This window comes from Aeromonas sp. R2-2 (genome assembly GCF_040908355.1).
GTDB lineage: Bacteria > Pseudomonadota > Gammaproteobacteria > Enterobacterales > Aeromonadaceae > Aeromonas > Aeromonas veronii.
Genome location: NZ_JBFODQ010000037.1, coordinates 1 through 12,841, shown reverse-complemented (window position 1 = coordinate 12,841; position 12,841 = coordinate 1). Strand labels below are relative to the sequence as shown.

Here is a 12,841-nt window from a genome sequence, read left to right as displayed (position 1 = left end):
GGAACATTATTCCTTACCCGGTGACCGGGCCAGCTCCAACTCGCGGGATTGACGACGCATGGTGCGGTTGAGGGTGCGGTTTTGCATTTTCAGGCGCAGGAACAGCAGGCCGAATACCAGCCAGCCCAGCAAAAAACCGCCAGCGAAGAAGAAGCCCAACAGCATGGCAAGCGAAAACTCGCCCTGAGCGATCAGATAATTGAACTGAACCAGCTGGCCATTTTGTGAGCCCAGCGCCAGGGTCAGAACAAACACCAGCACCAGCGGAATGAGGGCCAAAATACGCTTCATAAGAGCTCCCTGTCAGTATCTAATGAGAGGCTGATTATCCTTAAAATCGCAGGCAGACTCTAGAGTGAATGGGAAAAGAGTTTAAGAAACAAGACGATTGGCACAGGAATCGGTGCCAAAAAGAAAAAAGGCATACCCGAGGTATGCCTATTTCTGCATCATTCAATGATGTTGACGCGCTCGCGCAACTCTTTGCCAGGTTTGAAGTGCGGGACATATTTCCCGGTCAGTTCAACCTTGTCCCCAGTCTTGGGGTTGCGGCCCACACGGGGCGCACGATAGTGCAGTGAAAAACTGCCAAATCCGCGGATTTCAATCCGGTCGCCGTTTTGCAAGGTCGACGCCATCTGCTCAAGGATCTCCTTGATGGCGGCTTCGACATCCTTGGCCGGCATATGCATGCGGCTGGCTGCCAGTTGTTCGATGAGATCTGATTTGGTCATAACGTTAAATCTCCTTCCCCGATCACATGCAATATTCATTTTGCCAGGATAAAAAAGGGCGGCGCAATGCCGCCCTTTTCTTGCATCAAGGATTACTCACCCTTGGCGGCTTTGAACGCTTCCATCATAGCATTGCTGAACACAACTTCTTCTTGCTGGTTCAGGTTATCGATAGCAACACGCTCATCAGCCTCGTCCTTAGCACGGACAGACAGGCTTACGGTGCGGTTCTTACGATCAACGCCCATGAATTTAGCTTCAACTTCGTCACCAACAGACAGCACCAGAGTGGCGTCTTCTACACGGTCACGAGCAGCGTCGGAGGCACGCAGGTAGCCTTCTACGCCATCAGCCAGTTCGATAACGGCACCTTTGGCATCAACCTCGGTAACCTTACCCTTCACGATAGCACCTTTCTTGTTGTCAGCCAGGTACTTGTTGAACGGGTCTTCTTCGATCTGCTTGACACCCAGGGAGATGCGCTCACGCTCCGGATCCACTTGCAGAACAACGGCTTCGATCTCGTCGCCTTTCTTGAATTCACGCACGGCTTCTTCGCCCTGGTTGTTCCAGGAGATGTCAGACAGGTGAACCAGGCCGTCGATGCCACCATCCAGACCGATGAAGATACCGAAGTCAGTGATGGACTTGATCTTGCCGGAAACACGGTCGCCTTTGGCGTGAGTTTCGGCAAACAGCTGCCACGGGTTGGATTTGCACTGCTTCAGACCCAGGGAGATACGACGACGCTCTTCGTCGATGTCCAGAACCATCACGTCAACCACGTCGCCAACGTTAACAACTTTGGACGGGTGGATGTTCTTGTTGGTCCAATCCATCTCGGATACGTGTACCAGGCCTTCAACGCCTTCTTCGATTTCAACGAAGCAGCCGTAGTCGGTCAGGTTGGTCACGCGGCCAGACAGACGGGTGGTCTCCGGGTAACGCTTGGCGATAGCAACCCAGGGATCTTCGCCCAGCTGCTTCAGACCCAGGGATACACGGGTACGCTCGCGGTCAAACTTCAGAACCTTGACAGCGATCTCGTCGCCAACGTTGACGATTTCGGAAGGATGCTTAACGCGCTTCCACGCCATGTCGGTGATGTGCAGCAGGCCGTCAACACCGCCCAGATCTACGAATGCACCGTAGTCGGTCAGGTTCTTGACGATACCCTTAACTTCTTGACCTTCTTGCAGGTTAGCCAGCAGGCTTTCGCGCTCGGAGGTGTTCTCGGTCTCGATCACGGCACGACGGGAAACAACAACGTTGTTGCGCTTCTGGTCCAGCTTGATGACTTTGAACTCGAGTTCTTTGTTTTCCAGGTGAGCGGTGTCACGGATCGGACGCACGTCAACCAGAGAACCCGGCAGGAAGGCACGGATGCCGTTCAGTTCAACGGTGAAACCACCCTTGACCTTGCCGTTGATGATACCGATAACGGTAGCTTGCTCTTCGTAAGCCTTCTCAAGCTGCAGCCAGGCTTCGTGGCGCTTGGCTTTTTCGCGGGACAGCTTGGTTTCGCCGAAACCATCTTCGATAGAGTCCAGAGCCACGTCAACGGTGTCGCCGACGTTGATTTCCAGCTCGCCCATGGCGTTCTTGAATTCTTCAGCCGGGATAGCGGACTCGGATTTCAGACCGGCGTCAACCAGTACGAAACCGTTCTCGATAGCAACGACAGTACCCTTGACGATGGAACCTTGACGGGTTTCAACGGCGTTCAGGGACTCTTCAAAGAGTTGAGCAAAAGATTCGATCATTGTTTATGTCACAAATGAAACATCCACTTGCAATCCGGCACAAGCGGGGCTGTTTTAAATAATCTGCGCCATCCTTGGTGCAGACGACCGGATGTCAGCTTGCGCTGGCATCACCAAGTTGTTGCTCTGCATAGGCGAGTACTGTTGCCAGCACTTCATCTATGGTCATGGAGGTAGAATCTACCACCAGAGCATCTTCTGCCGGTTTCAGGGGTGCAGTAGCGCGATTTCTGTCGCGATCGTCGCGTTCCCGAATCTCGGTTAAAAGACGCTCAAAGTTAACATCAAAGCCCTTATCTTGCAACTGCTTATAGCGACGCTGGGCCCGTTCTTCGGCACTGGCGTCGAGGAAAATCTTCACCTCGGCCTCGGGGAAAACAACTGTGCCCATGTCACGACCATCGGCAATCAGACCCGGGGCCTGACGAAATGCCCGCTGACGGCGCAGCAAGGCTTCGCGCACCCGGGGGAAGGCGGCGATTTTACTGGCAGCATTACCCACTTCTTCGGTGCGGATGGTGCGGGAGACATCTTCCCCTTCCAAGATCACCTTGACCAAATCGCCTTCTACCTGAAATTGCACATCCAGATTGGCAGCCAGCGGCACCAGTGAGGCTTCACTGTCCAGCTCTACATCGTGATGCAGGGCGGCCAGGGACAACACCCGATAGATGGCGCCCGAGTCCAGCAAGTGCCAACCCAGCTTCTCAGCAAGCAGCTGACACAAGGTGCCTTTACCTGCACCACTGGGGCCATCAATTGTCATTACGGGGGCCATCTGAGGCATAACTTCTCTCCTGCACTGTGTTGCTCCCATCCCGAAGGGGTGGGTTAATGGGCGCCGATTATACCCGAATGTGGTGAGCCTGGCAGTCATCAATCCGCACAAAGGGCCAAAACCCCGACGGACGGCTGTGCTTGTATCTCATTTGGAGATTTCATTAAGCAATGCAGGGACTTGTTCTTATGGTCGTTCCTGACAAGGCGCGCTAAACTGGCCCCCTTTTTTGAGCCGTTAGTAGTAAGGAGCAACCTATGAGCAGCGTTACCCTCGTGGCCAAATCCAAATTGCCAACCCCTTGGGGCACCTTCACGCTGGTAGGTTTTCAGGAAACCGGCACAGGCAAAGACCACGCCGCACTGGTGATGGGCGACATTACCGGTGACGAGCCCGTGCTGGGCCGGATCCACTCAGAGTGCCTGACCGGCGACGCCCTGTTCAGCCTGCGTTGTGACTGCGGTTTCCAGTTGCAGGCGGCCATGGAGAATATCGCCAAAGCCGGTCGTGGCGTGTTGCTGTATGTGCGTCAAGAGGGCCGTGGCATCGGCTTGCTCAACAAGATCCGCGCCTATCACCTGCAGGATCAGGGGGCCGATACCGTGGAGGCCAACGTAGCCCTTGGTTTCGCCGCCGATATGCGCGACTACACCATCTGCGCCGATATGCTCAAGCAGCTTGAGGTCAAGTCTCTCAAACTGATGACCAACAACCCGCGCAAGATGAAAGCGATGGAATCCTTCGGTATTCCGGTGGCCGAACGGGTTCCGTTGCAGGAAGGACGCAATCCCCACAACGAGTTCTATCTGTCGACCAAGGCTAACAAGCTTGATCATATGTTGAAGAAGTGAGCCTGCATTGACGAATACCAGATAGTCAAACGCCTCCCATTGGGAGGCGTTTTTCTTGGGATGACCACACATCAACCCAAGCTATCTAAGTGGCACGGTCAGATTGGCCAACAGTTCTTCAAGCTCTTCGCCAGTGCGGGCAGCACAGTATTGTTCGACCCGCTCGCGGGTCAATTGCGGCGCGAGACGTTCAATCAGATCGTAGAGATAGACGCATAAAAATGCCCCTCTGCGCAACCCGATAGCGGCCACACAGCCTGGTAGCCAGGGCGCCGTTTTGAGCACCAGATCGCCATCGCGCTGGGGCTCCCAGGCAAAAGTTGCCATCACCCCGATGCCCATCCCTTGTCTGACATAGGTCTTGAGCACATCGCTGTCGCTCGCACAGCAGGCGATCCGGCTCTCGGCATGAGCGCAATCAGTGCTATGAGCGGCAGAGAGCGCCCTTCCATCGGTCACCAATGCAAACTCCACCAGCTCGGCCGAGGTCAGCGATGTTGCTTTGGCCAACGGATGATCCTTGGGTAGCACCAAGCCCCGTTGCCACTGAAAAGAGGGGAGCATGAGCAGATCGCTCCCCTCCTCCGGTTCATCCGCCAGCAGCAGATCGGCAGCGCCATCATGCACGGCTGCGCGGCACTGCGCAGCACTCCCTTGCATCACAGTTACGGCAACTTTGGGAAAGCGGGCCATGAAACCCTTGAGGATGGCGGGCAGAATATAACGGGCTTGCAGATGAGTGGCGGCAATGGTGAGGGTTCCCTGCTCCGGATGCACATGCTGCCTGGCCATCACCTTGATGGTGGCGACCTTGTCCAGCACCTCCGCGGCCACTTTGATCACATCACGACCTATGGGGGTGATTTGGGTCAAGTGTTTGCCGCTGCGCTCGAAGATCTGGATCCCCAGCTCATCCTCCAGCATCCGCACCTGTTTGCTGATCCCGGGCTGGGAGGTAAAGAGGCTCTCGGCGGTGGCCGACAGATTCAGCCTGTGGTTGGCCACCTCGACGATATAGCGCAATTGCTGCAATTTCATGGTGTAGCCCTCAAGCGAACCCACCGTTAATAGTAACAAACTTTCAGCAATGGCCCGCCGCCATCAGGCCGGGCGATCCTTAAGTAGAAAATCGCGCAAGGCTCGGTTGGCCATGGAGAGCGGATCGCCACGCCGCCACGCCACGCAGAGATCGAGATAGATGGGCGGGTCGAAGGGCACGCCACTCAGATCTGGCTCCTCTTCCAGCACCATCCGCAAGAAGGTTGTCACCGCAAAGCCTTGCCGCACCACCGCCTTGAGCAGAGGGATAAGATTGCTCTCGAAGGCGATATCGGGTTCAACGCCCAGGCTCTGGGCCAGCGCCTCCATATGCTCCCGGTGATAAAAGCCACGGCGAAACAGCGCCAGCTCCTGAGCGAAAAACTGCGAGAGGGTGACGGCCGATGCGCCACGCAAGGGGTGATCGTCCCCCACCACCATCAACATCTCTTCGCTCAGCAGATGTGCCCCCTCAATGGCGGGGGGGAGATCACTGGTGATGAGAATGGCCAGATCGAGGGAGCCATCCACCATCCGGCTGAGCAGCTCACGGGTGCCGGCCTCTTCGACCCGGATCTTGAGGCCGGGATAGCGATGCTTGAAGGCCATCAGACGAGGGGGGAAATAGTAGGAGCCCATCATGTAGGGGATCCCGATCCGCACCTCCCCCCGCTCCAACCCCTTGAGCTCGGCCATCTCGGCCTCGGCCTGATGCATCTGCAGCAACAGACGCTCGGCATGGCGACAGAGCACCTCTCCCTCCGGGGTGAGCCGTACCGCCCGGTCCTGCCGATCAAACAGCCGCAATTCGAGCTGCTGCTCCAGCTTGGCGATGGCCATGCTGATGGCCGGTTGTGCCACATGCAGACTGTTGGCTGCCTTGGTAAATGAGCCGGCATCCCTGACCGCCAGCAGATAGGTGAGCTGTTTCAGATCCATGTATCAATTCATCTTATGAGATGGATAACTTAAATATATTATATTTATAACCGCAAGGACTCTACCCTGACCAAAAGTAGTCAGGACAATACGCAATGATTGAAGTTGGAAGTCGCGAGTGGATACGTGCAACCCTGGCCCTCAGCCTGGGCTCTTTTCTGGTGTTTCTGAACCTCTACCAGACCCATCCCCTGTTACCCCTGATTGCCGAGGTCTTCTCGGTCAACTCCCTCTCGGCCAGCTGGACCCTGGCAGGATGCACTGCTGGCCTCGCCGCCTCCCTGCTGATCTGCGCCAGACTGGCGGATCGCCATGGCCGTCGGCAGGTCATGCTGGGTACCCTCACCCTGGCGATCCTGCTCTCACTGTTAATCCCGCTGGTTGAGCAGTTTGGCACCCTGCTGCTGCTACGCATCCTGCAGGGCGCGCTGCTGGCAGGACTGCCCGCGACCGCGATTGCCTATATGGGGGAAGAGTTCAGCAAACGGGCGCTCCTCTCGGCGGTGGGGGTCTATATTGCCGCCAACTCCCTCGGTGGCATTGCCGGTCGGGTGGTCGGCGGCCTGCTGGCGGGCTGGTTTGGCGACTGGCAGCATACCTTTCTGGGGATCGGTGTAATCAGCCTGTTACTGCTGCCGCTGGTCTTCTGGCTGCTGCCCCACCAGACCCGCTTTGTGGCGAGCGCCTCCGTTCGCGGCCAATTTGCCCGCGCCTTGCAGCAACACCTGACCAATCCCTTGCTGGTAGGGGCTTACCTTATCGGCGGGCTCAACTTTATGGTGTTTCTGAACCAGTTCAGCTACCTCACCTTCTTGCTGGCCAAGCCCCCCTTCTCCCTGCCCACCCAATGGCTCGGCATGCTGTTTCTCACCTATCTCTCGGGGACTGTAGCCTCCTCCTTGAGCGGCCGCTTTGCCAACCGCTGGGGGGCACAACGGATGCTGCTGGTCGGGATCGCGCTGATGGCTATCGGCAGTCTGTGGCTACTGCAGGGCAGTCTGCTCGGGATCCTGAGCGGCTTGCTGGTTTCCAGCTTCGGTTTTTTCCTGGCTCACGCCTGTGCCAGTGCCTGGGTCGGTCATCATGTCGAACACAACCGGGCCCTCGCCTCCTCCCTCTATCTGGTGGCCTACTATCTGGGGGCGAGTCTGGGGGGACTTTACCTGCACCCCTTCTGGGAGCAAGGCGAGCTGGGCGGTCTGGTCATGGGAATTGAACTGGTCCTCATCCTGACGGCAGGCTTGAGCCTCTGGCTCGGCCGTCTCAAGCAGCGAAGCCAATCGCCACTGCCCGCCCAGCAACCCCACCGACACGGGTAACAGGCTCAGCGCAAACAGGGTCACCCACGAGCAGATAGCGCTTTCGCAACCCAGCACCGCCAGATAACAAAAGGGGTCACACCGGTGACCCCTTTTGCTGCGTTATTCAAGAGCCTGTCAGGCTCGCACCGCATTTAGAGCAGGATCACTCCTGATCGAAATAATCCGCAGGCACCGCGACCACAGCACCGGTCGCCACCTCTTCGGCAATCACCTCAGCCAGCGAGCGCAGATGAAACTTGATCTGTCCGGAGGGCAACATCAGGCCAATATCGGGGTTGCGGATATCCTGCATGTTGCCAGTTTTGAATGGCTGCTCGGGATAGCGCGCTACCAGATCTTGCAGTGAAGTGACCACCAGCTCGATATGTTCCAGCCCCGCCTGATGGACGCGACCCGGTTTCGGTGCTGCCAGCTCGATACAGGGTACCTGTACCTCATCAGCCAACAGCGGCTGATGCAACTGATAGGTGGCGATGGGACGTCCGCCAATCATACCCTCCACCAGCAAGGTACCTGCCTCAGCCAGCACAGCACATAGCGCGCAGTACTCCTGCAGGGTAGCCGCCCGATAACAGAGGTGATCGACCGTTGGCAGGGAAATTGTGACGCCACTGGCGGCCAGCTCGGCCAACAGCTGAGAAACAAATGGGGCCATTGGCCCCAGTGTGGAATCGAGTGGGTGGGACATGCTTACCATTTCTTCTTGGGTTGAAACAGGACATCGAGCTCGTCGGCTTCCTTGTCCTTGATGTTTTGCAGATCCTGCGCGCTGTTTTGCTGCTGCAGCTCTTCAAGCTCCTTGAGCCCCTGACGCATATCTTCTTCACGGGCCAGCAGATAGGGATCCTTGTCGCCCACGCTCGCCATGGCAGAGAGTCCCTTGGTATAGAGCTGGCGGCAAGTGCCATATTGGCCCTGAATGCGGGCATCCATCGCCCGCTTGACCAGATTGGAGATGTTGATCTTGAGCTGCATCAGCTCGAGGCGGCGCTCTTCCTGGGCAAACCCCTGAGGGTCAATCTTGCCCTTGTTGTGCTCGACCCGCAGCACGGCCCGCATCTTCTTGACCAGCTGCAGCATCTGGATCGCCTGACGATCGGACTCCGGGGTCTTGAACTGCCCCTCATCCTGCACGCTGTAGTTCTCCTGTACATTCTTGATCTGGGTCTGCACATCAACGATGCGCTGCTTGATCTGATTGTTCGGCATCACCTGGGCGATAGCGCGATAGGCATCGAGGATCCGGTGCTGCAACAGCAACACCATGTTCTTGGAGAAAGGCACCAGATTGACGTTCAGCAACACTTCTTCGGTCTCGTCAGCCACCGTCTTGTGTCTGGCAACGGCGTGACGCTTGTCCGCCTCTGCCTTCTGCTTATATTGCTGCACCACGTTATAGGCGATAACCAAAAACAGGAGTGCGCCAATAGACAGCAATACCAAAGTTAAAATCATAGGATGTCCAAACCCCTGTTCCTATCCAATTGCGTGATCCTACAACAGCTTACCCACTTAAGGTAGCCTGCAGATCCCCCCTTGCCCACGATTTGTCACCAAGCTGTGCCCCCGGTCTCAGGGAGAGATTGCAGGATCAGGGGATGATGACCATGACGGTCACCTCCCCATAGTATCGCCCATCAGCGCCATTACTTGAGGTTAAAGCCCCGCGATTGCAGGAATCCCAGCATGAAAGGGCGGGACTCCTTGCCCAGAATGGCGCGGATCTGGCCGCTCCAGGTCTGCTGCTTGTTGTTGCTGCTACGGGCCTGATAGTAGTCCGCGATCTGCTGATCGTACCGGGCCAGCAGGTCGCGATCCAGCTCGTGCTGGTAGCGCTCCTGATGCACCACCAATCCCCTGGGCAGACGGGGTTTCTGCTCCGGCTGCTGGGCAGGATGACCAAGGCAGAGGCCAAACAGCGGGATCACTTGATGGGGCAAGCCGAGCAGTTCGCTCACCTCGGCCGGATGGTTGCGAATGCCGCCGATATAGACCCCGCCCAGCCCCAGCGACTGGGCCGCCAGCAAGGCGTTTTGCGCCATCAGGGCGCCGTCGATGGCTCCGATCAGCAACTGCTCCGCATAGCCGGTCTGGGCCTCGGGCACGATCTGGGTGTGGCGGTGGTAATCGGCGCAGAACACCAGAAACTCGGCCGCCTGCACCACATAGGGTTGATTGCCCGCCAGCATGGCCAACTGCTGACGCGCCTCGAGCTCGCAGACTCGCACAATACTGGTCACCTGCAAAAAGCTCGAGGTTGAGGCGGACTGGGCGGCGGCGAGAATGGCATCCAGCTGCTGCGGGGCGATCGGCTCGGCAGTGAACTGACGAATGGAGCGATGGGAAAGGATAAGATCGATGGTCTGATTCATGGCACCTCCAAAATGAGGTAACACCATAGCGAAAAAAACGAGGGAGCCCAAGGCTCCCTCGCACACCCAGCTTAAGGGGCCGGATAGACGTAAGGGGCTTGCAACCCGAGCGGGAAGCCGAGCGCCCAGTAGAGCAGCAGGAAAATCGTCCAGCTCACCAGGAAGGCCAGCGAGTAGGGCAGCATCATGGAGACCAGGGTACCGATCCCGGTGCTCTTCACATACTGCTGGCAATAGACCACCACCAGCGGGAAGAAGACCATCAGCGGGGTGATGATGTTGGAGGCGGAATCCCCGACCCGATAGGCCGCCTGGGTCAGCTCGGGGGAGATCCCCACCGCCATCAGCATGGGTACCAGGATCGGACTGATCAGCGCCCACTTGGCCGAAGCCGACCCCACCACCAGATTGACGCTGGCGGTCAGCAGGATCATCCCGACGATGGTCACTTCACCGGGCAGCGCCAGCGCATGAAGCACTTCGGCACCGGAGAGGGCCAGCAGGGTGCCCAGGTTGGAGTCGCCAAACGCCTTGATAAAGAGCGCGCAGAAGAAGGCCATCACCATGTAGGAGCCCATCTTGTTCATGGTGGCCGACATAGCGTCGATCACATCCTTGCCACTCTTGAAGCTGCCTGCGACAAAGCCGTAGACAATCCCGGGCAGGATAAAGAGCAGGAAAATGAGCGGCACTATGGACTTCATCACCGGTGCGGCGAAGGTGGTCAGGGAGCCATCGGCAGCACGCAGCGGTGAATCGCTCGGGGAGAGCGCCAGCGCCAGCAGCACGATAGCCGCCAGCATGGCAAACCCGGCCCAGTTGAAGGCCCGGCTCTCTTGCGCGCTGTAGCGCCCCATCTCGTCGGCACTCTCCAGATCCTCGTTGAGCGCCACATGCTTGAGGCGCGGCTCCACCACCTTTTCGGTGATGAACCAGCCGACGCAGATGATCAGCAACGAAGATGCACCGGTAAAGATGATGTTGCACAGGGTGTTGACCATGTAGTCAGGATCGAGCAACTGAGCGGCGGACTGGGTAAAACCCTGCAGCAGCGCATCCCCGCCGGAGGGCAGGAAGTTGGCGGCAAAACCGCCGGAGACACCGGCAAAGGCAGCTGCGATCCCCGCCAGCGGATGGCGTCCGGCAGCGTGGAAGATGATGCCACCGATGGGGATCACCAGCACATAACCCGCATCTGCGGCGGTGTGGCTGACGATCGCCACCAGGATCAGCATGGGAGTGAGAAAACGGGCAGGCGTCACTTTCAGCAACTTTTTCAGACCGGTATTGATAAAACCGGACTGCTCGGCCACCCCGACCCCGAGCATGGCCACCAGCACGATCCCCAGCGGGGCAAAGCCGGTAAAGGTGGTCACCATGGTGGAGAGAAACTCGGCCAGACCGGCACCGGTCAGCAGGTTGTTGACCACTACCGCCTCCCCGGTACGGGGATTGACCAGATCAAACTGGAATTGTGACAACACCCAGGAGCCGACCCAGACGATCAGCAAGGCGTAGAGGAACAGCATGGCGGGGTCGGGTAATTTGTTCCCGGCTTTCTCGACGCCATTGAGGAAACGGTTCAGCCAACCTTTGGGAGGGCTGGCCGGACGGTCATTGACAGCAGCATGACTCATTATTGCGATACTCCTTTCCCTAGAAACGAGGTCGCATGCTAGCAATTCCAGCCAATCCGTCTCATGACCGATCGCAAAAGAATGATTAATTTTGATTGAATATTGCGGAATAAAATCCCAAGTTGTGGCCTAACGCACACTTGTTACTCTGCCATCACGGCATCTAGCAGTGGATAACGCCCAACCTGGCACTCCACCACGAAACCGCTCGCCTCGATTTGCGCCACAGTCAGCGGCTTGCTGAACAGATATCCCTGGAACACATGGCACCCCTGGGTCTGCAGTGCGGCCAGCTCGTGGGGCTCCTCCACTCCTTCCGCCATGATCCCCAATCCCAAATTGGTGGCCATGGCTGCAGTCGCCCGGATCACCGGCAAGTTGAGGCCGACCACGAAGGAGCGATCCAGCTTGATGTTGTTGATCGGCAACCGGTTGAGATAGGCCAGCGAGGAGTAGCCGGTACCGAAATCATCGATGGCAATCTTGATCCCCTGTTCGCTCAAATCGTCGAGAATGCCGAGGCACCCCTTCATATCGAGCATCAGCACGGTTTCGGTCAGCTCCAGCGTCAAGAGGGAGGCATCCACCCCGTGCAGCTCCAGCTGCTGGCGAACTTGCCCGGGCAGCGCCGACGAGAGCTGGAAACCGGAGAGGTTGACGGAGACCGGCACCCGCTGATGGAAGCGCTTCTGCCAGCTGGCTACCTGTGCCAGCGCGGTGGAGAGCACCCAGCTGCCGATCTCGCGGATCAGCCCCATCTCTTCGGCCAGCGGGATAAATTCCACCGGCGACACATGGCCGAGCACCGGGTTGTACCAGCGCAGCAGCGCCTCGTAACCGATCAGACGCCGTTTGGCGGCATCGACCTGCGGCTGGTAACAGAGGCTCAGCTCCTGGCGGCCGATGGCCTTGGCCAGAAACTGTTTGAGATTGAGCTTGCGCTGCAGGGTCTGCTGCATGCTGGGGGTGAAACGCTGCCAGCGCAGCCGCCCCATCTGCTTGGCCTGATACATGGCCATGTCGGCACGGGTGATGAGGTTGTCCCCGTCATCCGCATCATCGGGATAGATGGCGATACCGATACTGCCGCCGATGGTCACCTCCGGCAGCCCGCTCAGTTGCAGCGGCTTGGTCATCTGGGAGAGCATCTGATCGGCCACCTTAACCATCCCCTCATATGAGCGAGGCGTGGCGCGGCTTCTGAGGTATGATCGCCATCCTTGACCAGCTAATACCCAACAGACTATCCCCATGTTTAACCACGAACTAATCCTCAACCACATCGACGATATATTTGGACAGGACATGCATGCTAAGCGTGTTCTTTCCCTCGCCAATGCTACCCTCGGGGTTATCGAGTCAGGTTCACTGGCCATCCACGCCATCGGTAGTGGCCTCTCCTTGGCC

The 12,841-nt window shown here is 57.7% G+C and carries 12 protein-coding genes and 2 pseudogenes; 3 read left to right on the top strand and 11 right to left on the bottom strand.

Annotated elements, in window-relative coordinates:
* Positions 1–6 precede the first annotated feature (6 nt).
* From AB5Z09_RS07185 to cmk, 4 genes are all read right to left on the bottom strand, one after another.
* The gene (locus tag AB5Z09_RS07185) at positions 7–291 is read right to left on the bottom strand and encodes a LapA family protein (protein ID WP_005337143.1); all 285 of its coding nucleotides are present in this window, start codon (positions 289–291) and stop codon (positions 7–9) included.
* Positions 292–449: 158 nt separating this feature from the next.
* Positions 450–734 (bottom strand): integration host factor subunit beta, encoded by a 285-nt coding sequence (gene ihfB / locus AB5Z09_RS07180; protein ID WP_005299934.1) that lies wholly within the window; start codon positions 732–734, stop codon positions 450–452.
* A gap of 92 nt (positions 735–826) precedes the next feature.
* The gene (gene rpsA / locus AB5Z09_RS07175; protein ID WP_005337148.1) at positions 827–2,497 is read right to left on the bottom strand and encodes a 30S ribosomal protein S1; all 1,671 of its coding nucleotides are present in this window, start codon (positions 2,495–2,497) and stop codon (positions 827–829) included.
* Between the two features lie 94 nt (positions 2,498–2,591).
* Positions 2,592–3,284, bottom strand: a complete 693-nt coding sequence (gene cmk, locus AB5Z09_RS07170) for a (d)CMP kinase (RefSeq protein ID WP_111901343.1) — start codon at positions 3,282–3,284, stop codon at positions 2,592–2,594.
* A 248-nt stretch (positions 3,285–3,532) separates the two neighbouring features.
* On the opposite strand from cmk, the gene ribA reads away from it, so the two are divergent.
* The gene (gene ribA / locus AB5Z09_RS07165; RefSeq protein WP_005351157.1) at positions 3,533–4,126 is read left to right on the top strand and encodes a GTP cyclohydrolase II; all 594 of its coding nucleotides are present in this window, start codon (positions 3,533–3,535) and stop codon (positions 4,124–4,126) included.
* Between the two features lie 81 nt (positions 4,127–4,207).
* Here the strand turns inward: ribA and AB5Z09_RS07160 are convergent, their stop codons facing one another.
* Both AB5Z09_RS07160 and AB5Z09_RS07155 read right to left on the bottom strand, forming a co-directional pair.
* The gene (locus tag AB5Z09_RS07160) at positions 4,208–5,164 is read right to left on the bottom strand and encodes a LysR substrate-binding domain-containing protein (protein WP_368194942.1); all 957 of its coding nucleotides are present in this window, start codon (positions 5,162–5,164) and stop codon (positions 4,208–4,210) included.
* A 63-nt stretch (positions 5,165–5,227) separates the two neighbouring features.
* Positions 5,228–6,103: a LysR family transcriptional regulator gene (locus tag AB5Z09_RS07155; RefSeq protein ID WP_019444700.1), complete on the bottom strand. Its 876-nt coding sequence runs from the start codon at positions 6,101–6,103 to the stop codon at positions 5,228–5,230.
* Positions 6,104–6,198: 95 nt separating this feature from the next.
* Between AB5Z09_RS07155 and AB5Z09_RS07150 the strand changes: the two genes are divergently transcribed.
* Positions 6,199–7,422 carry an MFS transporter gene (locus tag AB5Z09_RS07150; RefSeq protein WP_368194941.1) on the top strand — a complete coding sequence of 408 codons (1,224 nt, stop codon included), beginning with the start codon at positions 6,199–6,201 and terminating at the stop codon, positions 7,420–7,422.
* A gap of 145 nt (positions 7,423–7,567) precedes the next feature.
* Here AB5Z09_RS07150 and AB5Z09_RS07145 read toward each other — a convergent pair whose 3' ends face one another.
* The 5 genes and pseudogenes from AB5Z09_RS07145 to AB5Z09_RS07125 all read right to left on the bottom strand — a co-directional run.
* The gene (locus AB5Z09_RS07145; protein WP_201298738.1) at positions 7,568–8,122 is read right to left on the bottom strand and encodes a VOC family protein; all 555 of its coding nucleotides are present in this window, start codon (positions 8,120–8,122) and stop codon (positions 7,568–7,570) included.
* Positions 8,116–8,880 carry a hypothetical protein gene (locus tag AB5Z09_RS07140; RefSeq protein ID WP_005337161.1) on the bottom strand — a complete coding sequence of 255 codons (765 nt, stop codon included), beginning with the start codon at positions 8,878–8,880 and terminating at the stop codon, positions 8,116–8,118. The genes AB5Z09_RS07145 and AB5Z09_RS07140 overlap by 7 nt, the downstream gene beginning before the upstream one ends.
* Positions 8,881–9,071: 191 nt before the next feature.
* The gene (gene nfsA / locus AB5Z09_RS07135) at positions 9,072–9,797 is read right to left on the bottom strand and encodes an oxygen-insensitive NADPH nitroreductase (RefSeq protein WP_107685004.1); all 726 of its coding nucleotides are present in this window, start codon (positions 9,795–9,797) and stop codon (positions 9,072–9,074) included.
* Between the two features lie 71 nt (positions 9,798–9,868).
* The gene (locus tag AB5Z09_RS07130; RefSeq protein WP_005351146.1) at positions 9,869–11,434 is read right to left on the bottom strand and encodes an AbgT family transporter; all 1,566 of its coding nucleotides are present in this window, start codon (positions 11,432–11,434) and stop codon (positions 9,869–9,871) included.
* 143 nt (positions 11,435–11,577) lie between these two features.
* Positions 11,578–12,597, bottom strand: a pseudogene (locus AB5Z09_RS07125) (putative bifunctional diguanylate cyclase/phosphodiesterase); the annotation flags it as partial.
* A gap of 88 nt (positions 12,598–12,685) precedes the next feature.
* On the opposite strand from AB5Z09_RS07125, the pseudogene AB5Z09_RS07120 reads away from it, so the two are divergent.
* Positions 12,686–12,841, top strand: a pseudogene (locus AB5Z09_RS07120) (IS4 family transposase); the annotation flags it as partial.